The 22,743-nt window shown below is 61.8% G+C and carries 20 protein-coding genes; 13 read left to right on the top strand and 7 right to left on the bottom strand.

Annotation, left to right across the window (positions count from 1 at the left end):
• Positions 1-67: 67 nt before the first annotated feature.
• Positions 68-2,587, bottom strand: a complete 2,520-nt coding sequence (gene hrpB / locus AB4N47_RS00355; protein ID WP_341639243.1) for an ATP-dependent helicase HrpB — start codon at positions 2,585-2,587, stop codon at positions 68-70.
• 110 nt (positions 2,588-2,697) lie between these two features.
• Between hrpB and AB4N47_RS00350 the strand changes: the two genes are divergently transcribed.
• Both AB4N47_RS00350 and AB4N47_RS00345 read left to right on the top strand, forming a co-directional pair.
• Positions 2,698-3,117 (top strand): hypothetical protein, encoded by a 420-nt coding sequence (locus AB4N47_RS00350; protein WP_016773056.1) that lies wholly within the window; start codon positions 2,698-2,700, stop codon positions 3,115-3,117.
• 13 nt (positions 3,118-3,130) lie between these two features.
• Positions 3,131-4,039 carry a cation diffusion facilitator family transporter gene (locus tag AB4N47_RS00345; protein ID WP_341639244.1) on the top strand — a complete coding sequence of 303 codons (909 nt, stop codon included), beginning with the start codon at positions 3,131-3,133 and terminating at the stop codon, positions 4,037-4,039.
• A 41-nt stretch (positions 4,040-4,080) separates the two neighbouring features.
• Here the strand turns inward: AB4N47_RS00345 and AB4N47_RS00340 are convergent, their stop codons facing one another.
• Positions 4,081-5,016, bottom strand: a complete 936-nt coding sequence (locus AB4N47_RS00340; protein ID WP_341639245.1) for a DUF6515 family protein — start codon at positions 5,014-5,016, stop codon at positions 4,081-4,083.
• A 450-nt stretch (positions 5,017-5,466) separates the two neighbouring features.
• Between AB4N47_RS00340 and AB4N47_RS00335 the strand changes: the two genes are divergently transcribed.
• Entirely contained in the window at positions 5,467-5,946 is a 480-nt protein-coding gene (locus tag AB4N47_RS00335) for an Lrp/AsnC family transcriptional regulator (RefSeq protein ID WP_007909658.1), read from the top strand.
• 170 nt (positions 5,947-6,116) lie between these two features.
• On the top strand, positions 6,117-6,326 hold the full coding sequence (locus AB4N47_RS00330; RefSeq protein WP_341639246.1) for a DUF2788 domain-containing protein: 210 nt from the start codon (positions 6,117-6,119) through the stop codon (positions 6,324-6,326).
• On the opposite strand, the gene AB4N47_RS00325 is transcribed toward AB4N47_RS00330, so the two are convergent.
• The 4 genes from AB4N47_RS00325 to AB4N47_RS00310 form a co-directional block, all read right to left on the bottom strand.
• Positions 6,321-6,917 carry a pseudouridine synthase gene (locus AB4N47_RS00325; RefSeq protein ID WP_177180910.1) on the bottom strand — a complete coding sequence of 199 codons (597 nt, stop codon included), beginning with the start codon at positions 6,915-6,917 and terminating at the stop codon, positions 6,321-6,323. The genes AB4N47_RS00330 and AB4N47_RS00325 overlap by 6 nt on opposite strands.
• Positions 6,918-7,028: 111 nt before the next feature.
• Positions 7,029-8,528, bottom strand: a complete 1,500-nt coding sequence (gene amn, locus AB4N47_RS00320; protein WP_016773051.1) for an AMP nucleosidase — start codon at positions 8,526-8,528, stop codon at positions 7,029-7,031.
• A 182-nt stretch (positions 8,529-8,710) separates the two neighbouring features.
• Positions 8,711-10,360 carry an acyl-CoA dehydrogenase family protein gene (locus AB4N47_RS00315; RefSeq protein WP_341639247.1) on the bottom strand — a complete coding sequence of 550 codons (1,650 nt, stop codon included), beginning with the start codon at positions 10,358-10,360 and terminating at the stop codon, positions 8,711-8,713.
• A gap of 95 nt (positions 10,361-10,455) precedes the next feature.
• Positions 10,456-12,807: a 7TM diverse intracellular signaling domain-containing protein gene (locus AB4N47_RS00310; protein WP_341639248.1), complete on the bottom strand. Its 2,352-nt coding sequence runs from the start codon at positions 12,805-12,807 to the stop codon at positions 10,456-10,458.
• Positions 12,808-13,108: 301 nt separating this feature from the next.
• On the opposite strand from AB4N47_RS00310, the gene AB4N47_RS00305 reads away from it, so the two are divergent.
• The 4 genes from AB4N47_RS00305 (at position 13,109) to AB4N47_RS00290 (ending at position 16,626) form a co-directional block, all read left to right on the top strand.
• A complete protein-coding gene (locus tag AB4N47_RS00305; protein WP_007909650.1) occupies positions 13,109-13,906 on the top strand; it encodes a hydroxymethylpyrimidine/phosphomethylpyrimidine kinase in 798 nt (265 codons plus the stop codon).
• Between the two features lie 18 nt (positions 13,907-13,924).
• Positions 13,925-14,548, top strand: a complete 624-nt coding sequence (gene thiE / locus AB4N47_RS00300) for a thiamine phosphate synthase (protein WP_024014437.1) — start codon at positions 13,925-13,927, stop codon at positions 14,546-14,548.
• A 15-nt stretch (positions 14,549-14,563) separates the two neighbouring features.
• The gene (gene hemL, locus AB4N47_RS00295) at positions 14,564-15,847 is read left to right on the top strand and encodes a glutamate-1-semialdehyde 2,1-aminomutase (protein ID WP_341639249.1); all 1,284 of its coding nucleotides are present in this window, start codon (positions 14,564-14,566) and stop codon (positions 15,845-15,847) included.
• 224 nt (positions 15,848-16,071) lie between these two features.
• Positions 16,072-16,626 carry a tetratricopeptide repeat protein gene (locus tag AB4N47_RS00290; RefSeq protein ID WP_016773046.1) on the top strand — a complete coding sequence of 185 codons (555 nt, stop codon included), beginning with the start codon at positions 16,072-16,074 and terminating at the stop codon, positions 16,624-16,626.
• 190 nt (positions 16,627-16,816) lie between these two features.
• Here AB4N47_RS00290 and AB4N47_RS00285 read toward each other — a convergent pair whose 3' ends face one another.
• Complete coding sequence (locus AB4N47_RS00285) at positions 16,817-17,146, bottom strand: DUF1820 family protein (RefSeq protein WP_016773045.1); 330 nt, start codon at positions 17,144-17,146, stop codon at positions 16,817-16,819.
• Positions 17,147-17,278: 132 nt separating this feature from the next.
• Here AB4N47_RS00285 and miaB point away from each other — a divergent pair, with 132 nt between their 5' ends.
• The 5 genes from miaB (at position 17,279) to lnt (ending at position 22,651) form a co-directional block, all read left to right on the top strand.
• Positions 17,279-18,607 carry a tRNA (N6-isopentenyl adenosine(37)-C2)-methylthiotransferase MiaB gene (gene miaB / locus AB4N47_RS00280; RefSeq protein WP_041477732.1) on the top strand — a complete coding sequence of 443 codons (1,329 nt, stop codon included), beginning with the start codon at positions 17,279-17,281 and terminating at the stop codon, positions 18,605-18,607.
• A gap of 181 nt (positions 18,608-18,788) precedes the next feature.
• Entirely contained in the window at positions 18,789-19,781 is a 993-nt protein-coding gene (locus AB4N47_RS00275) for a PhoH family protein (RefSeq protein WP_341639250.1), read from the top strand.
• The gene (ybeY, locus tag AB4N47_RS00270) at positions 19,774-20,268 is read left to right on the top strand and encodes an rRNA maturation RNase YbeY (protein WP_016773042.1); all 495 of its coding nucleotides are present in this window, start codon (positions 19,774-19,776) and stop codon (positions 20,266-20,268) included. The genes AB4N47_RS00275 and ybeY overlap by 8 nt, the downstream gene beginning before the upstream one ends.
• 5 nt (positions 20,269-20,273) lie before the next feature.
• Positions 20,274-21,113, top strand: a complete 840-nt coding sequence (locus AB4N47_RS00265; RefSeq protein ID WP_007909641.1) for an HlyC/CorC family transporter — start codon at positions 20,274-20,276, stop codon at positions 21,111-21,113.
• A 14-nt stretch (positions 21,114-21,127) separates the two neighbouring features.
• Positions 21,128-22,651 (top strand): apolipoprotein N-acyltransferase, encoded by a 1,524-nt coding sequence (gene lnt, locus AB4N47_RS00260; protein ID WP_341639251.1) that lies wholly within the window; start codon positions 21,128-21,130, stop codon positions 22,649-22,651.
• The last annotated feature ends 92 nt before the right edge of the window (positions 22,652-22,743 follow it).

Raw genomic sequence — 22,743 nt, 5'->3', positions numbered from 1 at the left:
ATTTTGCGAGCCGGAACAACCAAGGGCAATTAGCACGGATGGGCTAATGGCGCGCAGCCATTGCGGGTCAGGTGCCGCGTGGTTTCGCCCGCGCCGTGGCTTCGGCGACCAAGGGATCGTCCGGCCAATAATGCTTGGGATAACGCCCCTTGAGATCCTTCTTCACCTCGGCATAGGTGCTGCGCCAGAAGTTGGCCAGGTCCTGCGTGACCTGCACCGGCCGCCGCGCTGGCGACAGCAGATGCAGCTTGACCACTTGCCGGCCGCCGGCGATCCGTGGCGTATCGGCCAGACCAAACAGCTCTTGCAAACGCACCGCGAGAATCGGTGGATGTTCGCTGTAATCCAGACGAATCGATGAACCCGACGGCACGCTCAAATGATGCGGCGCCAGTTCGTCGAGCTTCTGCGGCAGCGGCCACGGCAGCAGATTGCGCACGATGCTCGACAGGTCGAGGTTGGCGAAATGGCTCAGCCGCGAGACCTTGCCCAGATACGGCATCAGCCAGTCTTCCAGGGTATTCAACAATGCCGCATCGCTGACATCCGGCCATTGGCTGTCGTCCTGAGTGTTCAGATCGAGCTGACGCAACAGCGCCACCCGCGCCTGCCACTGGCGCAGTTCCGGGGTCCACGGCAACAACTCCAGACCCTTGCGCCGCACCAGATTGACCAGCGCCTGACTGCGCGCGTTTTCATCCAGACCGGTCAACGGTTCGCGGCTGAGAATCAGCTCGCCGACCTTGCGCTGGCGCTCGGCACGCAGCACGCCTTCGCGTTCATCCCAATCGAGTTGATCGACGCTGCGCACTTGCTCGGCGAGCACCGAATCGAACAGCGCCGGATCGAAATCCGCCGCCAGATAGATGCGTTCTTCGCGCTGGCCCTGACGGCTGCCAAGGTCGGCGATGACGATCCACTCATGCTTCATCAGGCTGTCGGCCTCAGCGAACAGCGCGGCGCGACCGTTGGCCAACCGGTATTCGGCGCCACCGGCACGCCGTTGCTGGGCGACGCGATCCGGGTAGGCCAGCGCCAGCAGGGCGCCGAGCCAGCGCGGATGCTCGGGATCGTTTACCGGTTCGCTCGGCTTGCCGCGCAAGTAGCCGCGATACTGCCGAGCCAATTGCCGGGCACGTTGCACCCCGCCCTGCGCGCCACGACCGGCACGTTCTTCGCCGGAAAGCAGGACCAATCGGCTGTGCAGATCCGCGCCAGCGCCGCGCAGGATATCGCGCTCGCCGAGCAGAGCCGCCACATCGCAAGCCATCGCCGCCAGCCCCAATGCCTGACCGCGCAACAGCAAATGCGCGATGCGCGGATGCGCCGGCAGTTCGGCCATGGCCTGGCCGTGGGCCGTCAGCGTGTCGCCGTGCAAGGCGCCGAGCCGTTGCAGCAGATCCTGCGCTTGGGCATACGCGGCGGCTGGCGGTATGTCGAGCCAGACCAGTTCGCCCGGCGTCACGCCCCAGCGCCCGAGTTGCAAAGCGAGGCTGGCCAGATCCGCCGAGAGAATTTCTGCGCTGCCATACGCTGCCAGTTGTTCGTGCTGATCCTGCGACCACAGGCGATAGCACACGCCCGGCTCCAGTCGCCCGGCGCGGCCGGCACGCTGGGTGGCGCTGGCCTTGGAGATGCGTTGGGTGTCGAGGCGGGTCATGCCGCTGCCCGGATCGAAACGCGGCACCCGCGCCAGCCCGGCATCGATGACCACGCGCACGCCGTTGATGGTCAGGCTGGTCTCGGCGATGTTGGTTGCCAGCACCACTTTGCGTTGGCCGGGCGGCGCCGGATCGATCGCCGCGCGTTGCGCATTGAGGTCGAGTTCGCCGTGCAACGGGCACAGCAGAACGTCTTTGCGCTCACCGATGGCGTCGGTCAATTGCTGATGCACGCGACGGATCTCCGCCTGTCCCGGCAGGAACACCAGCAGGCTGCCAGTCTCGTCGTGCAGCGCTTCGAGCACGATTTGGGTAACCCGCTGATCGATGTATTCCCCCGGTTGGAACGGCCGGCCCCAGCGCATCGTCACCGGATACATGCGCCCTTCGCTGCGCAGGATCGGCGCGTCATCGAGCAACCCCGCCAACCGCTCGCCTTCGAGGGTCGCCGACATCAGCAGAATCTTCAGCGGCTGTTCAGCGCGAAACAGCTCGCGACCGTTCAGACTGAGGGCCAGCGCCAGATCGGCGTCGAGACTGCGTTCATGAAATTCGTCGAAGATCAGCAGACCCACGCCTTCCAGCGCCGGGTCGTCCTGCAAGCGCCGGGTGAGGATACCTTCGGTGACCACTTCGATACGCGTCTTCGGGCCGACCTTGCTGTCGAGGCGGATGCGATAGCCGACGGTTTCACCGACCTGCTCGCCGAGCTCGCTGGCCAAACGCTCCGCCGCCGCCCGCGCAGCCAGACGCCGAGGTTCGAGCATGACGATGGTCTGCCCGGCCAGCCAGGCTTCGTTGAGCAAGGCCAAAGGCACGCGGGTGGTTTTACCGGCGCCGGGCGGTGCTTCGAGCACGGCTTCGTGGCGTGACGCGAGGGCTTCACGCACGGCGGGTAAAACATCGTCGATCGGCAAAGAAATCATGCTGGCTCCAAAACAGAGGGCCGAGTATAACGGCGAACTGCCGGGCGTTCGTCAGGGTCTTAACTTCACAAGACGAAGCTTCGTTATTTGATGACTCAGGAGACATTTCCATGCGCTTACCCTCTCGCCTGATCGGCGGTGTTCTGGTTGCCACTCTGCTCACGCAACTGTCGGCGTGCGGTTCGATTTTCTACCCGGACCGCCGTGGCCAGATCGACGGCAAGATCGACCCGGCGATTGCCGTGCTCGATGCCGTCGGCCTGCTGTTCTACATCATTCCCGGGCTGATCGCGTTTGCCGTCGACTTCGCCACCGGGGCGATCTATTTCGAACCAGGCCACACCGCGCAGATCGATCCGGCCAAGCTCAAGCAAGCCATCGGCCCGGATGGACAGGTCGACAATCACAAGTTGCAGGCGATTCTTGAGAGCGAGCTGGGCCGAGATTTTCCTCTGGATGATCCGCGCCTGATCCAGCACAAGGGCAGCACTCAGCAACTGGCGATGTTCGGCCTGCAACCGGCCGCTTGAATAAGGACGTTCAATGACCTCCAGCCCCGAACACGCCCGCCTGCTGCGGCTGGCGACCCGCGCCTCGGTGGCGGTCGCGTGCACGCTGATCATCGCCAAAGCGATTGCCTGGTGGCTCAGCGGATCGGTGAGCATGCTCGCCGGCCTTACAGACTCGGCGCTGGATGGCGTCACCTCGATGCTCAATCTGCTGGCGGTGCATTACGCCTTGCGCCCGGCGGATGACGATCACCGTTATGGCCACGGCAAAGCCGAATCGTTGGCGGGCATGGCCCAGGCGTTGTTCATCGGTGGCAGCGCGGTGTTGATCGCGTTTCAGGCCTACCAACGCTTGCAGACGCCGGAACCACTTGGCGCGCCGTGGCTGAGCATTGGCGTGATCGTGTTTTCCCTGCTGCTGACGGCGGCGCTGCTGATGTTGCAGCACCGGGTGATCAAGCAGACCGGCTCCAACGCCGTGCGTGCCGACTCCCTGCATTACCGTTCGGACCTGCTGCTCAACGGCAGCATCCTCATCGCGCTGGTATTGGCGGGAATGGGTTTTGCGCAACTGGATGCGTGGTTCGGCCTGGGGATCGCCGCGTACATCTTCTGGAGCGCAATCCAGATTGCCCGGGAAAGTTTTTCGGTGCTGATGGACGAGGAACTGCCGACCGATGTCAGCCAGCACATGCTCGAACTGGCCTGCAGCGTGCCGGGGGTGCTCGGCGCGCATGACCTGCGCACGCGGATCTCCGGCAACCACTGGTTCGTGCAATTGCACCTGGAATTGCCGGGCGAACTGACCCTGTCAGTCGCCCATGGCATCAGCGATCAAGCGGCGGCGGCAATACACAAGGCTTATCCCAGAGCCGAGGTACTGGTCCACGCCGATCCTGTAAAAGCAGCCACAAGCGAAAAGCCTCTAGCTTCAAGCTTGTAGCTTGTAGCTTGTAGCTTGTAGCTTGCAGCTTGCAGCTGCCCCTATCTGACCTGATAACCGCGACTGCTCAGGCAGTTGCCCTGCGCCTGGCGATAAGCCTGAACCACCTCGGGCGCGGGTTGATAAGTCGCGGTACGCGGGTCGAAACCGCTTTGCTGCACGGCGTACTGAGAGCACTGGTAACCGTCCTGCTGCACTTGCTGCGGCGACTGGCCGTTGGCCGGGTAGGCTTCGACGTCATAGCCTTGGGATTGCGGTTGCGGCTGTTGCTGTACCGGCGGCTCGACCACCACGTAATCCTGCGTCGCCTCCTGATAGGCGTAATACGAGCCGGCGGCGAGGAACAGCAGCGAACCACCGACCCACACTTCACGGGCGTAATCCGGCAAATACTGGATGCGGATCCCGCGCGGTGGCTGCACGACGATGTAGCGCGGGCCTTGCGGTCGATACCAATAGCCGCCGGAATAGAAGTAATCCTGACCGCGATAAGGCACGCGGTAATCACGATCCGGGAAGCGGTCGATCACATGCCCCGGGCGATATTGCGGGCCGGGGCCCCAGCCATTGCCATGACCGTTCGGCCGTCCCGGCCAGCGATTGTCATCGGGACGCGGCCGCGTCTGCCATTGCTGATTGTGATAACCGTTCTGCGGGCGCTCGTCGCGGTAGTAACCCTGACGCGGCTCCTGAGTCTGGTGCACGGCGTCGGGACGCGGCTGGATCGGCAGGTTATTACCGGGCTGGCGAGGCGGTTGCGGACGCTCATCGGCACGGTTGCGGTTCTGCCATTGTTCGTCATTGTTGTGCGGCTGGCCGTTGTGCTCGAACTGACGGCTGTTGTCGCCACGGATAATCCCGTCGTTCTGCGGCCCGTTGCCAGGCCCACGATTCTGCGGCTCATCGGCCAGCGCTTGCGCACTGACACCCACACACAGCAAACCAACACCGGCCAGACGCCAGATGCGCGAATTCATGCTTTTCCTCACTGCGGGAGCCTGTCGTTGGCAGGGCTTGTTGCTGAGACTCGAAACAGCCCCACCGGGTTCTGCAACAGGTTATCAGTCGCGGGACATATTTATTGAGGCGCCTACATGAAATCGCAGGCAAGAAAAAAGGGAGACCCGTCGGCCTCCCTTCTGGAGAACTTCGTCCTGGCTCGACGCTTTTGACGTCGGCTCACCTCACGCCGTCTTCTGGACAGTGTGCAGCTCGGGGGCCGGCATATCCCCGGTGGGGGTGGCGGCCGCGGCGGGCCTGATTGGGCGGGCCGCGTGGACTGTGTTACCGAGCAGTGATTCTGGTGATAAGAATAGGCCTGAAGCCGCGACAGAGGATTGCGAAAATTGCTCAATTAAACACCGCTTGCGCAATTTTTAACCCTGGATAGATAATCCGCCGCAATAGTTACGACCTAGGACAGATTGATGAGCAAACTCGACCGGTATGACCTGAGTATTTTGGCGGAATTGCAGCGCGACGCCCGTATCTCCAACCAGGAACTGGCCGAACGCATCGGTCTGTCGCCCTCGCCTTGCTCGCGCCGGGTCAAGCAGCTGGAAGACGATGGCTATATCTCGCGCCAGGTGGCGCTGCTCGATCGCAAGATGCTCGGCTTGAGCCTGACCGCGTATGTGCTGATCGGCATGGACCGGCACACGCCGGAACGCTTCGAGAATTTCGAAGCGGCAATCCGCACATTGCCGCAAGTGCTGGAGTGCAGTCTGGTGACCGGAGTGGATGCCGACTACCAGTTGAAAGTGGTGGTGCCGGATATGGATCACTACCAGAAATTACTGCTGGGGCACCTGACCCGGATTGAAGGGGTCACCAGCGTGCGGTCGAGTTTTGTGCTGAATCAGGTGCTCAACAGCACCGAACTGCCGCTGACTCATTTGCGTAGCTGAAATCGCTTTCGCGAGCAGGCTCGCTCCCACAGGGGAATGCATTTCAACCTGTGGGAGCGAGCCTGCTCGCGAAGGGGCCGGCACAGGCGACGCAGATCAATGCCCCGCCATCCGACCATGGCGTATACTCGCCGCCGCCCTTTCAGCCCTGTCCGCGCCGGAGATCGCCAATGGATCCAGCACTGTTCGAAGAGTGGATGATGACCGGTCTGGTCAGCATCCTGATCGTTTTCATGGGTTTCATCGTCTGGGATCTGGCGAAGAAGTCCAAGGCCGGACGGTTCGGCTCGTTCATTCTGTTTTTCGTGCTGGGTCTGGGCGTGGCCGCGTTCATCATCAAGAGTGTGGTGATCGGCCTGATCGAATCCGGCGCCTTATAAGCGCGCCGGCACTTCCCGCCACTGGCCCTGATCCAGCCCTTCAATCGTCCAGTCGCCAATCCTGACTCGCACCAGCCGCAACGTCGGCAATCCGACCGCTGCCGTCATGCGCCGCACCTGACGGTTGCGCCCTTCGCGAATCACCAGTTCCAGCCATGAAGTCGGTATGGTTGCGCGAAAGCGTACCGGCGGATTGCGCGGCCACAATTGCGGCTCAGCCAGTTGCCGCGCTTCGGCGGGCAGAGTCATGCCGTCATTCAGCTCGACGCCATCACGCAGGCGCTGCAACTGCTCGGCCGTCGGCTCGCCCTCCACCTGCACCCAATAGGTCTTCGCCAGTTTGTGTTTCGGATCGGCGATGCGCGCCTGCAACTGGCCGTCGTTGGTCAGCAGCAACAAACCTTCGCTGTCGCGATCCAGACGTCCGGCCGGGTAAATCCCCGGCACATCGATGTAATCCTTGAGTGTCGCCCGCCCTTCACCGTCGCTGAATTGCGTCAGCACATCGAAGGGTTTGTTGAACAGGATCAGTTTCGGCTCGGCCGGTGGTGCCTTGGCAACACGGCGCGGGGCAGAAGACTGAGGCTTCATGCCGGGACGGCGGGAAGGTGGACGCGGGGGACGGGACATAAGAGACAGAACATTTAGCGGTCAGGGCTGACAATGCTAGTGCCCCGACCGCCAAATGACCACGACTAACCGTTAACGGAACGGCGGCTCGTCGAAGCTGCGCAGTTTGCGCGAGTGCAGCGAGTTGAGCTCGGTGCGCAGCAGATCCACTGCTTCGATGCCGATTTTCAAATGCTGGCTGACCGCACGCTCGTAGAAGGCGTTGGCCGAGCCCGGCAGTTTGATTTCGCTGTGCAGCGGTTTGTCCGAAACACAGAGCAACGTGCCGTACGGCACCCGCAGGCGATAACCCTGCGCTGCGATCGTGCCGCTTTCCATGTCCACCGCCACTGCGCGGGACAGGTTGATCAGCGGCCGTTCCTGCGCCCAGCGCAGTTCCCAGTTGCGGTCGTCGTAGGTCAGAACCGTGCCGGTGCGCAGGCGTTTCTTCAGGTCGTCGCCTTTCTCGCCGGTGACATTCGCCGCTGCCTGTTGAAGCGCAAGCTGCACTTCGGCCAGTGCCGGGATCGGAATATTCGGCGGCACCACACGATCAAGAATGCCGTCGCGACGCATGTAGGCGTGGGCCAGCACGTAATCGCCGATGGTCTGCGACTGACGCAGGCCGCCGCAGTGGCCGATCATCAGCCAGCAATGCGGGCGCAGCACGGCCAGGTGATCGGTGATGTTCTTGGCGTTGGACGGGCCGACACCGATATTCACCAGCGTCACGCCGTGGCCATCGCTGGCGATCAGGTGATAGGCCGGCATCTGGTAACGGTGCCAGACCACACCGGCGGCAATCGCCGAGGCTTCACCGTGGTCCATGCTCTTCTCGATGATCACGTTGCCGGGCAGGACCATGCGCACGAAACGCGGGTCGCGGCGCAACTGCTCCAGACCATGAACGATGAACTGATCGACGTAGCGATGATAGTTGGTCAGCAGAATCCACGGCTGCACATGGCGCCAGTCACTGCCGGTGTAATGCACCAGACGGCGCAGCGAGAAATCCACGCGCGCGGCGTCGAACAGCGCCAGTGGCAGCGGATCGGTGTTTTCCCAGTCGTAGAGGCCGTCGGCAATGCCATCGGTAGCGGCGGACAGGTCAGTACTCGGGAACACCCGCGCCAGCACCGCTGCAGTGACGCCGGAACCGGCCAGTTCATCGCCCTGCTCGACCACATACGGATACGGAATGTTCTGCTGGCTGACGCCGACTTCGACGGTCACGGTGAAGTCGTGCATCAACGGCGTCAGTTGTTCAAGCAGGTATTTGCGAAACGCCGCCGGGTGGGTGACGGTGACGCTGTAAGTGCCCGGCAACTGCACCTTGGCGTAAGCGCGGGTGGTCTGCGGCACTTCGCCCTGGCAGTGGTAGGTCAGACGCAGTTCGGGATAACGAAACAGGGCACGCTGTTCGGCGTCGGGCTCGACGCGGTCCTTGAGGTAACGCTTGAGGGCAGAATTCAGCGCAGTGGTGGCCCGCTCATGCAGCTCGGCCAGACGATCCACGGCTTGTTCGGCGGTTTGAACGACAATAAACGCTTCGGTCACGATCAGCTTCCTGTGTTCTGACTTGCAGAGCTTCATCTTGCCTGCATCGTGGACGCACGGGAACAGTGGCGTTGTGGCGATACTTAAATCTGCAGATCAATGATGTCCCCTGTGGGAGCGAGCCTGCTCGCGAATGCGGTGGATCATCCAATAAAGATGTCGACTGACACACCGCTTTCGCGAGCAGGCTCGCTCCCACAGGGGGGATTTGAGGTGGGTCAGAAAAGCTGTGGAGTCGAGCGGGCGACGATCGCTTCGACGTTCAGCCCACGCGGCAACGCGCCGTAGACGCGACCGCCACCGCTCAGACGGCTGGCAATGAAAGCATCGCTTACGGCTGAATTCCCCGCCTCCAATAGAAGCCTGGCCTGCAATCCAAGGGCGATGTCTTCGGTCAACTGCCGCGCCCGATACTGAATGTCACTGGTGTCCTTGAACTGCGCCTGCAACTGCTGGATATGCGCGGCCAGACGCTTGTCGCCATGGCCATCGCCCAGTTCGCTGAACAGCACATCCAGCACGCCCGGCTCCTTTGACAATGCGCGCAGCACATCCAGACATTGCACATTCCCCGAACCTTCCCACGTCGAGTTCACCGGCGCTTCGCGGTACAGGCGCGGCAGGATGCTGTCCTCGACGTATCCAGCACCGCCCATGCATTCGGCGGCTTCGTTGATCATTCCTGGCGCACGCTTGCAGATCCAGTATTTGCCCACTGCCGTCACCAGCCGCGCAAACTGCGCTTCGTGGCGATCATCCAGATGATCCAGCGCTTTGCCCATGCGCAGACTCAGCGCCAGCGCGGCTTCGCTTTCCAGGGCCAGATCGGCGAGTACGTTTTGCATCAGCGGCTGCTCGCTGAGCAATTTGCCGCCGACCTTGCGATGCGCGCAGTGATGGCTGGCCTGGGTCAGTGCCTGGCGCATCAGCGAGCTGGAGCCGACCATGCAATCGAAACGGGTCATCGCCACCATTTCGATAATGGTCGGCACGCCGCGCCCTTCTTCGCCGATCATCCATGCCAGTGCGCCACGAAACTCCACTTCGCTGGAGGCGTTGGACTGGTTGCCGAGTTTGTTTTTCAGACGCTGGATGTAGAACTGATTGCGCGTGTCGTCCGGGCGATGGCGCGGCAGCAGGAAGCAACTCAAGCCCTTGTCGGTTTGCGCTAATGTCAGGAAGGCGTCGCACATCGGCGCCGAACAAAACCACTTGTGCCCGACCAGTTCATAGGCCTGACCCGGGCCGCTGGCGCCGACCGGGTAAGCCTTGGTGGTGTTGGCGCGCACATCGGTGCCGCCCTGCTTCTCGGTCATCGCCATGCCGATGGTCACGCCGGCCTTGTGCGCCATGCCGACGTTGCGCGGATCGTATTCGGTGGCGAGGACTTTCGGCAGCCACTGTTCGGCCAGGTCCGGCTGCAAGCGCAGGGCCGGCACGCTGGCGAAGGTCATGGTCAGCGGGCAACCACTGCCGGCCTCGGCCTGGCTGTGCAGATAGGTCATCGAAGCGCGGGCGACATGCGCGCCGTCCTGCGGGTGCGCCCAAGGCAGCGAGGTCAGGCCATGTTCGATCGCCGTGCGCATCAGCTGGTGGTAAGCCGGGTGAAACTCGACCAGATCGATGCGATGGCCGTAGCGATCATGGCTGGCAAATAGCGGTTTGTTCTGGTTGGCGAGAAACCCCGCTTCCATCAGCGGCCCACCCGCCAGTGCGCCATAGGCATCGATGCGCGACTCGGCCCAACCGGCACCAAAACGCCGCGACCACTCCTGTAAAGGCAGGTCGATGCGGTACAGGTTGGTGCCGTCCAGCGACGGCGGCTGATTGGTGACTTCGTGGGTTTCAGCGAACTGATGCAGGTTCATGACGGCGCTCCGTGTTCAGCAATGGCACCAGTTAAGCACTGGTGCTTTTTTGAACAAAGTGTCATAGGCGCCGTTTTTGCGGCGCTTTTACCCCATCAGCAACTGAGTACGCGGCGCTGCAAGGCAGCCTGCAGATCCTCGAATTTCACCGGTTTGTGCAGATAGTCGATAGGCGCGCCCGGCGCGCATTGTTCGCGATCCGCACCCAGCGCCAGCATGAACACTGGCAAATGCGCGCAGCCTGGCAATGCATGGATCTGGCAGCACAGCGATGCACCTTCGTGGTTGGGCAACTGGCAATCGATCAGCACTGCATCGAAGTTTTCCCGTTGCAGGCAGTCCAGCGCGGCGGCGCCGTTATCCGCGCTGCGCACGCGGAAACCGAGCTTGAGCAACATGCCACGCATCACCAGTTGATTGACGCTGTTGTCATCCACCAGCAGCACCGTGCAGTCCTGCGGCGCACGAATGCAATCGCGGGGCGGCTGATCCGCAGGCGCTTCGATCACCGGCAGTTCGAATTCGACATCGAGCTGGAAGCGGCTGCCGCGTCCCGGCTCGGAACGATGGGTGAGTTTGCCGCCGAGCAATTCGACCAGTTGCCGACAGATCGCCAGACCAACACCGAGGCCGCCGTATTCGCGAGTCATCGAACCGTCGAGCTGGAAGAAACGCTGATACAGGGTTGCCTCGCCCAGATCAGTGAAACCGATACCGGTGTCGATCACCGCGAACGACAGCGCCATGCGCTCATCTGCCGACGGCCGACCGGTAACGCGCAACGCCAGGCCGCCGACACGGGTGAACTTGATCGCATTGTCCAGCAGGCACTCCAGGCACTGCGCCAGTTTCGCGCTGTCGCCGAGCAAGCGATCCGGCAGGGTCGGCAGCACCTCGACCTTGAAGTCCAGCGACTTGCTCGCTGCATTACCTTCAAACTGCACGCGCAAGGCTTCGACCACTGCGCGCAGGCTGAAACTGCCCGGCGTCGCCTTGAGCTTGCCGGCCTGCAATTCAGTGAGCGTGAGGATGCCATTGACCATGCGCATCATGTCGCGAGCAGAACCGGCGGCGGTCTGTTGATATTGCTCAAGCTCGGGATCGAGGTCGACGGTCTGCATCAGCTCCAGCGAACCGATCACGCCGTTCATCGGCGTGCGCAGTTCGTGGGTCAGCGTCGCGAGGAATTCATCCTTGAGCTTGTTGCTGTGGGCCAGTTGCTGGTTGAGCACTTCGAGTTTCTGCCCGGCGTCGAACAAGGTCTGCGCCTGTTGTTCGCGCATGGCGTTGATGCGATCGGCCAGCGCCAGCGACAGCAGCGCCACCTCGATCGCCGAGCCGATCTGGCTGGCGTACATGGTCAGGAACACGTTGGGCAGCAGGCCCAGCACCATCAGCGTGTTGACGATGCCGCCGAGCAGGAATGCCGACCAGGCGATGATGAAGTAACGCGCCACCCGCAGGCCGCGCCACCAGGCAAGGATCCCGGCGGCAAAGATCACCACGGTGAAGGTCAGCGCCAGTGTGGTCGCCAGGCGCAGGGCCAGGGCGTAACTGGTCATCAGCGACAGACCGATCACCAGTGCACTGAAGGCTATCAGGCCGATCAGCAAGCGATCCAGCCAAGGGCTGTGGGTCTTGGTCTGCAGGAAACTGCGGGCGAACTGGCTGCCGAAAAGCCCGGCGCAACCGATGAAGAATGGCGTCGCGGCGTTGGCCCACCATGGGTTGTCCGGCCAGAAATACTCGACCGCCGCGCCATTCACCGACAATTGATAGAGGCCGAACGAGCCGATATAGAAGATGTAATAGAGGTAGCTAGTGTCGCGCACGCTCAGGTAAATGAACAGGTTGTAGACCAGCATCCCCAACAGCACGCCATAAATGATGCCGAGCACATACAGGCGCACCGGTTGGTCTTCGAGGTACGCGGTGCTCGACCACAACGTCACCGGCGCCTGGATCGAGCCTTCGCTGGCCAGTCGCAGGTACAGCGTCTGCTGTTGATCCGGTTTGAACGGCAAGTCGAACAGGTAATTGTTCTGGCGGATCTCGCGACTGGCGAAGGGCAAGGCATCGCCGGTCTGGCGCACCAGTCGGTATGCACCGGTGGCATCAGGCAAGTAAAGATCGAGGTGATCGAGTGGCGGATACGCCAGTTCCAGTAGCCAGGTGCGCTGGGCGGCCGGGTTGCTCGGGCGGTAATGCAGGTCGATCTTCAGCCAGAACGCCGAGCGCGAGTAACCGGCGTTGAGCGTGGCTTTGTCGTGGGTTTTGAACTGGCCGGCGGCATCTTGCGCGCGGACGTCGGCAATCGTCGCCTGACCGCTCGGGTCTTCGAACACTTGCAGCGATCGGCCCAGTGGCAGGCTCTGGGTGAATTCGTCGAATTCGACGGCGCTCGCCATGAGGGGCAAGCAGAACAGCAACATCAGCAAATAGCGCATTGAAGCCCCAGCGTGGCTCGTCCGGTTGTGTCAGGAAGCCCCCCATTCCCTTTGAGTAGACGTAAAACCGGTATTACCTGTGATTGTTTGGATCCAGCCTAGCATAGCCGTTGATGGCCATTGAGCACCATGGAAATTTTTCCTACAACGGCTCTAGAACGGGCGTTCCAGGGCAAAGCACCGAGATAGAGCTGTTGGAATGGTCAGGAACGTCAAAGATCGCAGCCTCCGGCAGCTCCTGCATTTATCTTGCTCTGCCACCCACACCCCAAAATCAGCTTTGGTGGTAAGCTCGCGCACCATGAATATCTACAGCTCCCGCCCCGTTGTCCTCTGTCTCTCCGGCCACGACCCCAGTGGTGGCGCCGGCTTGCAGGCAGATATCGAAGCCCTGCTCGCGCAGGGTTGCCATGCGGCTCCGGCCGTCACCGCCCTGACCGTGCAAGACACGGTCAACGTCACTGACTTCCGCGTCCTCGACCGTGAGTGGGTACTGGCCCAGGCCAACGCCGTGCTCAACGACTCCGAAGTCGCCGCAGTGAAACTGGGCATGCTCGGTTCGCTGGAGATGGTCGACACCGTGGTGGAACTGCTCTCGGCGCACCCGCACCTGCCAGTGGTCTGCGACCCGGTGCTGCGTGCCGGCGGCGGCGGACGCCTGGGCAAGGACGAGGTCGGCTATGCGATGCGCGAGCGTCTGCTGCCGCTGTCGATCATTGCCACGCCCAATCTTCCTGAAGCGCGCATCCTCGCCGAACTGCCCGAAGGCACGGCCGACGAGTGCGCGGAAAAACTCCTGCCATTCGTCAAAAACCTGCTGATTACCGGCGGACATGGCGACGAAACTGAAATCCACAACCGCGTGTACAGCCGCGACGGCCTGCGCGAAACCTTTATCTGCCAGCGCCTGCCGGGCAGCTATCACGGCTCCGGTTGCACATTGGCCAGCGCTTTGGCCGGTCGCCTGGCCCAGGGCGAGCACCTGGCCAGTGCCGTGCGCAGTGCGCTGGATTACACCTGGCGGACGCTGCGCGATGCCGAACAACTGGGCAAAGGCCAGTTCGTGCCGCGTCGCCTGCCGCTGGATTTCTGCTCGTAACGTCGTGAGGTCTGCCCGATGAAACTACGTGGCCTGTATGCCATTACCGACAGCCAGTTGCTGGCCGGCAAGTTTCTGTCTTACGTGGAGGCGGCGCTCGACGGCGGCGTCACCCTGCTGCAATACCGCGACAAGAGCAGCGACGAGGCCCGCCGTCTGCGCGAGGCCGAAGCGTTGCGCAACCTGTGCGAGCGCTACAAGACGCAACTGATCATCAACGATGACGCCGAGCTGGCCGCACGCCTCAACGTCGGCGTGCACCTCGGGCAGACCGACGGCCCGCTGTCGCCGACCCGCGCCCTGCTCGGTTCGAAAGCCATCATCGGCTCGACCTGCCATGGGCAAATCGCTCTGGCCGAACAGGCTGCCAAAGAAGGCGCGAGTTACGTTGCCTTCGGCCGCTTCTTCAATTCCACCACCAAACCCGGTGCGCCGAGTTGCAGCCTCGACTTGCTCGACGAAGCCAAACGCACGCTGCACTTGCCGGTCTGCGCGATTGGCGGCATCACCCTCGATAACGCCGCGCCGCTGGTCGAGCACGGTGTCGATCTGCTCGCCGTGATCCACGGTTTGTTCGGCGCCGAGAGCAGCGCCGAAGTGACCCGCCGCGCCCGCGCCTTCAACGAACTTCTGAAAATCTGATTTGAGAGCCCGATCATGTCTCGTTCCGAAACCCTGTTTGCCAATGCTCAGAAACACATCCCCGGCGGCGTCAACTCGCCGGTGCGCGCGTTCAAGAGCGTCGGCGGCACCCCGCTGTTCTTCAAACACGCCGAAGGCGCTTACGTCACCGACGAAGATGACAAGCGCTATGTCGATTACGTGGGTTCGTGGGGCCCGATGATCCTTGGCCACAGCCATCCGGACGTGCTCGACGCGGTGCGCAATCAGCTGCAACACGGCCTGTCCTACGGCGCGCCGACGTCGATGGAAACCGAGATGGCCGATCTGGTCTGCTCGCTGGTGCCGTCGATGGACATGGTGCGCATGGTCAGCTCCGGCACCGAAGCGACCATGAGTGCGATCCGTCTGGCCCGTGGTTACACCGGTCGCGACAGCATCATCAAGTTCGAAGGCTGCTACCACGGCCACTCCGACAGCCTGCTGGTCAAGGCCGGTTCCGGCGCTCTGACCCAGGGCGTACCGAGCTCGGCCGGCGTGCCGGCAGCGTTCGCCAAACACACCCTGACCCTGCCGTTCAACGACATCGACGCGGTTGAAGCGATGCTCGCTGAAGTAGGTGAGGACGTGGCGTGCATCATCGTCGAACCGGTCGCCGGCAACATGAACTGCGTGCCGCCAGCGCCGGGCTTCCTCGAAGGCCTGCGTTCGCTGTGCGACAAACATGGTGTGGTGCTGATTTTTGACGAAGTGATGACCGGCTTCCGCGTCGCCCTCGGCGGTGCCCAGGCGCACTACGGTGTGACGCCGGACCTGACCACGTTCGGCAAGATCATCGGCGGCGGCATGCCGGTGGGCTGCTTCGGTGGCAAACGCGAAATCATGCAGCGCATCGCCCCACTGGGCCCGGTGTATCAGGCCGGTACGTTGTCGGGTAATCCGCTGGCGATGGCTGCCGGCCTGACGACCCTGCGCCTGATCAGCCGCCCGGGCTTCCACGCCGAACTGACCGACTACACCGCGCGCATGCTCGACGGTCTGCAACAGCGCGCCGATGCCGCCGGCATCCCGTTCGTGACCACTCAGGCCGGCGGCATGTTCGGTCTGTACTTCAGCGGCGCCGACGACATCGTCACCTTCGACGACGTGATGGCCAGCGACGCGGCAATGTTCGGTCGCTTCTTCCACTTGATGCTCGAAGGTGGCGTGTACCTGGCGCCGAGCGCTTTCGAAGCCGGTTTCACCTCGATTGCCCACGGCGAAGCCGAGTTGCAACTGACGCTGGACGCCGCCGAGCGCGCCTTCGCCGCATTGACATAATCGCCGTACCGCTGACGTTGGCTATGGCCAGCGTCAGCTTTCACCTACATCCGCTCGGTTTTTCCGACGCGTCTGCGAAAATCCTGCCCGAATCGGGCGATATATTCCCCACGCAGCAGAAAAACGAGTAAAGACTTTGTAAGGTTGGCCCTGCTTATTTCATAATGCGCGCTTATTGGATCCCTCGACGGGTCCGCGTGCCCTTCAGAGGTAAGTCGATTCCCATGAACCGCACCGGCCGCACCCTTGCATTGGGCTGCCTGTTGCTCCTTCAGCCCCTGCTCGCGCATGCACAAGCAGGCGGCAACTCGTTGTTGATCCCGGCGATGGGTCGTTGCACCCTCAATACTCAGCCGCAAGACGTCACGCAGGCATTGGCCGCCTGCCAGAAAGCGGCGGACGAAGGGGACGCGCAAGCGCAATACGAGTTGGGTGAGTTCTACTACGACGGCAAGAACGCGCCGCGCGACCTCAATCAAGCCCTGAGCTATTTCGAAAAGGCCTCGCTGCAAGGCCACGCCCAGGCGCAATTCAAGCTCGGCAGCATGTTCTTCCACGGCGAAGGCGTGCAGGCCAACAATATCCAGGCCTACATCGTGCTGAAGATGGCAGCGGTCAACGGTGCTGAAGAGGCATTGGACACGGCTGACGAAGTCTCGGAAAAGATGTCCCGCGAAGATCTCGAAACCGCCACTCAGGTGCTCGGGCAGATTTTCCGCAAATACCTGATGGAACTGCAGAACGCCGACGGGCGCACGCCATTCTCCCCACTGCCCTAAAGGCTGTGGAGATGACCTGTGGCGAGGGGATTCATCCCCGTTGGGCTGCGAAGCAGCCCCAAACCCTGCAACCCGGTTCTGTCTGACACATATTGCTGGATGGATTGCGACTGCTTCGCAGCCGAGCGGGGCGGTGCGACGTTTCGCTAAATCCCCTCGCCACAACATCATTCCAAATCCAAAGCTGTGCTTACTTCTCAGGCATCGGCATCGGAAACGGCATGACATTGCCGACCGCGCCCCGGGCTTCGCTGATTTTCGGCGTGCCCAGACGTTCCACTTCGTCGATGCGCACGATCGAATGCATCGGTACAAAGCTGCGCACCACGCCTTCGAATTGCGCCTTGAGCTTTTCTTCGCTCGGATCGACGACCATTTGCGTGCGCTCGCCAAAGACGAATTCTTCAACTTCCAGGAAACCCCACAGATCACTCTGATAGATCTGCTTGGCGTACATTTCGAACACCTGGCCCTGGTTGAGGAAAATCACCTTGTAGATTGGAGCTTCGCGTTTGGTCATGGCGGGCGGATAACATCGGGGTAAAAATGAGGGCGCGAACTATAGCATAGCCACCGGACGCACAGCGGTAGGAACCTGACGGCTTGTTCCCTATAATGCGCGGTTCTTTGAATCACGTGACGACCCGAATCCATGGCCAAGAAGCTTTACATCGAAACCCACGGTTGCCAGATGAACGAGTACGACAGCTCGCGCATGGTCGATCTGCTGGGCGAACATCAGGCCCTGGAAGTCACCGCTCGCGCGGAAGACGCCGACGTGATTCTGCTCAACACCTGCTCGATCCGCGAACGCGCGCAAGACCGCGTGTATTCGCAACTCGGCCGCTGGCGCGAACTGAAGCTGGCCAACCCGGACATGGTCATCGCCGTCGGCGGTTGTGTGGCCAGTCAGGAAGGCGCGGCGATCCGCGATCGCGCGCCGTACGTCGATGTGGTGTTCGGCCCGCAGACCCTGCACCGTCTGCCGGAAATGATCGACGCCGCGCGCAGCAGCAAGCTGCCGCAGGTCGACGTGTCGTTCCCGGAAATCGAAAAATTCGACCACCTGCCGGAGCCGCGTATCGACGGCCCGAGTGCCTACGTGTCGGTGATGGAAGGTTGCAGCAAGTACTGCACGTTCTGCGTGGTGCCGTACACTCGTGGCGAAGAGGTCAGCCGACCGTTCGACGACGTGATCGCGGAAATCATTCACCTGGCCGAACACGGCGTGCGTGAAGTGACCTTGCTCGGGCAGAACGTCAACGGCTATCGCGGCCAGACCCACGACGGTCGTCTGGCCGATCTGGCCGAACTGATCCGCGTGGTCGCCGCTGTCGATGGCATAGACCGCATCCGCTACACCACCTCGCACCCGCTGGAGTTCTCCGACAGCCTGATCCAGGCCCACGCCGAAGTGCCGGAACTGGTCAAGCACCTGCACTTGCCGGTGCAGTCGGGCTCGGACCGGATTCTCGCGGCGATGAAGCGCAACCACACGGCGCTGGAGTACAAATCCAAGCTGCGCAAATTGCGCGCCGCCGTACCGGGGATCTGCATCAGTTCGGACTTCATCGTCGGTTTCCCCGGCGAAACCGAGAAGGACTTCGAACAGACCATGAAGCTGATTGCCGATGTCGGCTTCGATTTCTCCTACTCGTTCGTCTACAGCCAGCGCCCGGGCACGCCCGCTGCCGATCTGGCCGACGACACCCCGGAAGAACTGAAGAAAGAACGCCTCAACGCGCTGCAACATCGTTTGAATCAGCAGGGCTTCGAGATCAGCCGACAAATGGTCGGCTCGATCCAGCGCATTCTGGTGACCGATTACTCGAAGAAAGACCCGGGCGAGCTGCAGGGCCGTACCGAGAATAACCGTATCGTCAACTTCCGCTGCGACAATCCCACCCTGATCGGTCAGTTCGCCGACGTGCACATCGACGCCGCGCAACCGCACTCACTGCGTGGCTCGCTGGTTCAATAACACCATCGCATTGTGGATGGGGCTTCTGTGATGAGGGGATTTATCCCCTCACCACAAAAGACCCCGCCAGCCACAGAGAATGGGTTGCAAAGCAGCCTCGATATTTAAGAGCTTTCGCACCCACGTCACTGGCGTTATCCTTGATTTCATCCTAATTGCCCCAGGGCGGCTAAATACGACCTTGAACGCACCCATCGAACCACATCGTTTTCTCCTCGAGCCTTTTGAGGCTCGCCGCTTCGCCAATCTGTGCGGGCAATTCGACGAGCATTTGCGCTTGATCGAACAGCGCCTGGCCATCGAGATCCGCAATCGCGGAAACCAGTTCGAGTTGATTGGCGATCCAAAACTCACCACGTCCGCAGAAAACCTGCTGCGCCGCCTGTACCGGGAAACCAAGGGTACCGAGCTGTCGCCAGACCTGGTGCACCTGTTCATTCAGGAATCAGCAGATATCGACAACCCGGCCCCTGCCGAAGCGACCGTCGCCCTGCGCACCAAGAAAGGCATGATTCGCCCGCGCGGCTTGAATCAGCAGCGCTATGTGAAGGAAATCCTCGGCAACGACATCAACTTCGGCATCGGCCCGGCCGGTACCGGCAAGACCTATCTGGCCGTGGCCTGCGCGGTTGACGCACTGGAGCGCGAGCAGATCCGCCGCATCCTGCTGGTGCGTCCGGCGGTCGAAGCGGGGGAAAAACTCGGCTTCCTGCCCGGCGACCTGTCACAAAAGATCGACCCGTACCTGCGCCCGCTCTACGACGCGCTGTACGAAATGCTCGGTTTCGAATACGTCGCCAAGCTGATCGAGAAACAGGTGATCGAAGTCGCACCGCTGGCCTACATGCGCGGTCGTACGCTGAACAACAGCTTCATCATTCTCGACGAGAGCCAGAACACCACCGTCGAGCAGATGAAGATGTTCCTCACGCGCATCGGCTTCGGCTCCACCGCCGTGATCACCGGCGACATCACCCAGGTCGACCTGCCGCGCGGCACCAAGTCCGGCTTGCACCATGTGATAGAAGTGCTCAAAGACGTGCCGGGCATCAGCTTCACCCATTTCCAGCCCAAAGACGTCGTGCGCCACCCGTTGGTGCAGCGGATCGTCGAGGCCTACGAGCGCTTCGAGATCCGTGCCGAAGCTGCGAAGGAAGCCTCGCGCGATGCTTGAGCTGGATCTGCAAATCGCCACCGAGGCCAGCGCGCCGAGTGAAGCCGAGTTCCGTCAGTGGTGCGAACTGGCCCTGCGCCAGCGCAGCGCTGATTCGGAAATGACCATTCGTCTGGTCGACGAGGAAGAAGGCCGCGAGCTCAATCACACCTGGCGCCACAAGGACTACGCGACCAATGTGTTGTCGTTCCCGGCGGAAGTGCCTGACGAGTTTCTCGATATCCCGCTGCTCGGCGATCTGGTGATCTGCGTGGCCGTGGTCGAACGCGAAGCCGCCGAGCAGGGCAAGGAACTAAAGGCCCACTGGGCACATCTGGTCATTCACGGCTGCTTGCATCTGCTGGGTTACGACCATATAGATGACGACGAAGCCGAAGAAATGGAAGCACTGGAACGCGAGTTGCTTGCTGAACTGGGCTATCCCGATCCGTACGCGGACGACGAAACCGAACACTCCCCCATCGTTACAACAAAGGATTCAGAGTAATCGCTATGAGCGAAGATCGATCGAGCAACGGGCAGAAGTCATGGCTGGGTAAACTGACCCAGGCTTTTGCCCACGAGCCGAAGAACCGTCAGGAGCTCCTCGAGCTGCTGCGTGATGCACATCAGAACAAACTGCTGGACAGCGAAGCGCTGGCCATCGTCGAAGGCGCCATTCAGGTGGCTGACCTGCAAGTGCGCGACATCATGGTGCCGCGCTCGCAGATGATCAGCATCAAGGCGACCCAGACACCCCGCGAATTCCTCCCTGCCGTAGTCGACTCGGCCCACTCGCGCTATCCGGTCATCGGCGAAAGCCATGACGACGTGATGGGCGTGCTGCTGGCCAAGGATCTCCTGCCGCTGATCCTCAAGGAGAACGGCGACAGCTTCAACATCAAAGATCTGCTGCGCCCGGCCACCTTCGTGCCGGAGTCCAAGCGTCTGAACGTGCTGCTGCGTGAATTCCGCGCCAACCACAACCACATGGCCATCGTGATCGACGAGTACGGCGGTGTGGCCGGCCTGGTGACCATCGAAGACGTGCTGGAACAGATCGTCGGCGACATCGAAGACGAGCACGACGTCGAAGAAGACAGCTACATCAAACCCCTGCCCAGCGGTGATTTCCTGATCAAGGCGCTGACGCCGATCGAGAACTTCAACGAGTTCTTCGACAGCGAATTCTCCGACGACGAGTTCGACACCGTCGGCGGTCTGGTGATGAGCGCGTTCGGCCACTTGCCAAAACGCAACGAAATCACTGAAATCGGCGCCTATCGCTTCCGCATCCTGAACGCCGACAGCCGTCGGATTCATTTGCTGCGTCTGACGCCAATTGCTCGTTAATTCTAAGGACTGAAATGCGCTGGACAACCCGCCCCGGCTGGCCCGGTAACCTGCTGGCCGTGGCGGCCGGTGCAATTACCACCTTCGCTCTCGCCCCGTTCAACATCTGGCCGCTAGCTTTGCTCGCGGTCGGTTTTTTCTACGCCGGTTTGCGTGAGCTGAGCCCGCGTCAGGCGCTCGGCCGTGGCTGGTGCTTCGGCTTCGGCCTGTTCGGTGCCGGCACCAGCTGGATCTATTACAGCATTCATCATTTCGGCGGCGCTTCGGTGTTGCTGGCCGGGTTCTTGATGCTGCTGTTCACCGCGGCGATTGCCTGGTTCTTTGCCCTGCCCGCGTGGCTTTGGGCGCGCTGGTTGCGGCGTAACGAAGCACCGCTGGCGGATGCCTTGGCGTTTGCGGCGTTGTGGGTCGGCCAGGAAGCCTTTCGCGGCTGGTTCCTCACCGGTTTCCCATGGCTTTATTCCGGTTACAGCCAGCTCGATGGCCCGCTGGCCGGGCTCGCGCCGGTGGGCGGCATGTGGCTGGTGTCGTTTGTTCTGGCACTGACCGCAGCGCTGATCTACAACGCGCCGCGCTTGTTGCACGCTCGTCGCAAGGTTTTCATCGCGGCCGGTGTGGTACTTCTGGCGGGGCCTTGGGTAGCAGGTATCGCCCTCAAAGGCCACGCGTGGACCAGCCCGTCCGGCGCACCGCTGACCGTGGCCGCAATTCAGGGCAATGTCGCGCAAAGCATGAAATGGGACCCGGCCGAGCTCAACGCGCAACTGGCGCTGTACCGTGATCTGAGCTTCCGCTCCAAACCGGTCGATCTGCTGATCTGGCCGGAAACCGCCGTGCCGGTGTTGAAGGAGTCCGCCGAGGGCTACCTGACGATGATGGGCAACTTCGCCGCCGAGCGTAAGTCAGCGTTGATCACCGGTGTGCCGATCCGCCAGACCGTGCATCACGAACGGCGCTTCTTCAACGGCATCACCGTGGTCGGCGAAGGCGACGGCACTTATCTGAAGCAGAAACTGGTGCCGTTCGGCGAGTACGTGCCGTTGCAGGACGTGTTGCGCGGCTTGATCGCGTTCTTCGACCTGCCAATGTCGGACTTCGCGCGCGGCCCGTCGGATCAAGCGCTCTTGCAAGCCAAGGGTTACCAGATCGCACCGTTTATCTGCTACGAGGTGGTCTATCCGGAATTCGCCGCCGGCCTGTCGGCACGCAGTGATCTGCTGCTGACGATCAGCAACGACACCTGGTTCGGCACGTCCATCGGCCCGCTGCAACACCTGCAAATGGCGCAGATGCGCGCGCTGGAAGCCGGACGCTGGATGATCCGCGCGACCAACAACGGCGTCACCGGCCTGATCAACCCGTTCGGGCAGATCACCGAGCAGATTCCGCAGTTCGAACAAGGCGTGTTGTATGGCGAAGTGGTACCGATGCACGACCTGACGCCGTACCTGCAATGGCGCTCGTGGCCGCTGATCGTGTTGTGCCTGCTGCTGTTTGGCTGGGCGTTGATGGCCAGCCGCATGTCGAAGACCCTCTGAGAAATGTGGCGAGGGGATTTATCCCCGCTGGAGTGCGCAGCAGACCCCTCTTCTGAAGGTAAGAGAGGGGCCGCTACGCGCCCCCTCGGGGA

Source organism: Pseudomonas sp. S3_G06 (genome assembly GCF_054667565.1).
The sequence above is the reverse complement of the archived record's forward strand: the minus strand, read 5'-3'. Positions and strand labels throughout refer to the sequence as shown.